2 protein-coding genes are annotated in these 1,955 nt (G+C 37.9%); both read left to right on the plus strand.

Annotated elements, in window-relative coordinates; all coding sequences use genetic code 11:
• Window positions 1-33 precede the first annotated feature (33 nt).
• Entirely contained in the window at window positions 34-441 is a 408-nt protein-coding gene (arfB, locus tag ACOVQ4_RS11480; RefSeq protein WP_421820781.1) for an alternative ribosome rescue aminoacyl-tRNA hydrolase ArfB, read from the plus strand.
• A 161-nt stretch (window positions 442-602) separates the two neighbouring features.
• Entirely contained in the window at window positions 603-1,640 is a 1,038-nt protein-coding gene (locus ACOVQ4_RS11485) for an agmatine deiminase family protein (RefSeq protein ID WP_421820782.1), read from the plus strand.
• Window positions 1,641-1,955 lie beyond the last annotated feature (315 nt).

The following is a 1,955-nucleotide window of genomic DNA, read 5'->3' on the forward strand; positions in this document are numbered from 1 at the left end:
TAACTTTAATTCCAAATCCAGAAAAACAAACTAATGAATATACAAACCCTTGATTTTTCGCCCGAATTGCAGTTTCAAGCTTCACGTAGTAGTGGTGCAGGAGGGCAAAACGTTAATAAAGTTGCCTCCAAAATAGAACTACGTTTTAATGTAGTTAATTCCCAACTCCTAGATGAAGCCCAGAAAGCTCTTATTCTTCTTAAATTAAAAAATCAAATTAATTCGGAGGGTGAACTGATTGTAGTTTCTCAGGAGGATAGAAGCCAATTGAGAAATAAAGAACTGGTTATCAAAAAGTTTAAAGCATTACTCCTAAAGGCATTGACAGTTGCCCCGAAAAGAAAACCAACCAAACCAACTGCCGCGATGATTGCCGAAAGATTGAAAGATAAAAAAAAGAAGTCAGAACGAAAAGCGCAAAGAGGTAAAGTAGATTACTAAACCTTGGTGTACAAAATTAACATCTTATTAAAAAATAAATTACAATTATCTGTAAGTCAAATGTTTATGGTTTTGCATGCTGTCATATAACATAAGCCTAGGCGAAATACAAGGTTACAAGGCAAGGTTTTTGTAACTTTGTGGTTTAAAATTTAGTAGATATGACTCCTAAGCAACAAGGATTTTTTTTTCCGCCTGAATGGCATCCACACGTAGCTACATGGCTGACGTTCCCACATAATGAAGCGTCTTGGCAAGGAAATAAGCGCCACTTGATGTATTCGCAATATTTTGGGCTTATCAAAGCTATCTCTAAAGGAGAGAAAGTGGGCTTAAATGTAAATGACGAAACGCTCAAGAATTTCATTTTGGGCGAATTACCCAAATATGAAATTGACCTTAATCAAATCGAAATTCTAGTAAACCCTACCAATGATGCTTGGTGTCGTGATCATGGTCCTGCTTTCTTGATTAATCCCGAAACGAAAGAACGCATGATTGTTAATTGGGGCTATAATGCTTGGGGAGGTAAATACCCTCCATTCGATGATGACAATCAACTGCCTGTGGCTATCGCCAAACATAGAGGCCTGAACTACGTTACTCCAGGGATAATCATGGAAGGGGGCTCGGTAGAATTTAACGGCGCTGGCACTATCCTTACCAGTCGTGAGTGTTTGTTGAATGAAAACCGTAATCCGCACTTAACTCAAGCGCAAATTGAGCAATATTTGTATGATTACTATGGTGCCGAACAAGTACTTTGGGTAAATGATGGAATTGTAGGTGATGATACTGATGGCCATATTGACGATACGGTTCGTTTTGTAAATCAAGATACCGTCATTACGATGGTCGAACCGAATAAGGCAGACGACAATCATAAAATTTTGGAAGAAAATCTTCAGCTACTTAAGCAAATGCGTTTGTTGAATGGCAAACAATTGAATATTGTTGAAGTTCCGATGCCTTCGCCTGTAGTGGTAGACGATTTCAGAACACCTGCTTCTTACGCCAATTTCTTAATTTGCAATGCAGGAGTTTTGGTACCAACGTTCGAATGCAAAAATGATGAGGTAGCGCTTGATATTCTGTCTCAAGTATTTACCGATCGCCCAGTGATAGGATTACCATCTAACAAAATTATTTGGGGGCAAGGAAGTTTTCACTGCCTTACACAGCAAGAACCCGTCGTATAATTTTTCAAGGTATCTCTGTTAAGTTAGTACGCAAAATATAATTTAATTTTTGAGCTTTCGGCTTTCAGGTATGGGCTTTTGGCAAAAGTTGTCTGTGGTTATTAAATACAGGTTAAAACTCCTTGCCTAATACCTAGTTAGTTTTAAGTACTCGGCTCGAGGCTGTAATCGGTAGGCAATAAGCAGAAAATGGCTAAGTTTATATCATGATAGATTTTGTCGTAGGTACATGGCTGAAGGTCGAAGGCTCGATAATTCTGATTACTGGATAAAATGAGAAAATGTGATTCAGTTTTTTAGACTTTTTCATTGAAT

This window comes from Flectobacillus sp., assembly GCF_049240685.1.
GTDB lineage: Bacteria > Bacteroidota > Bacteroidia > Cytophagales > Spirosomataceae > Flectobacillus.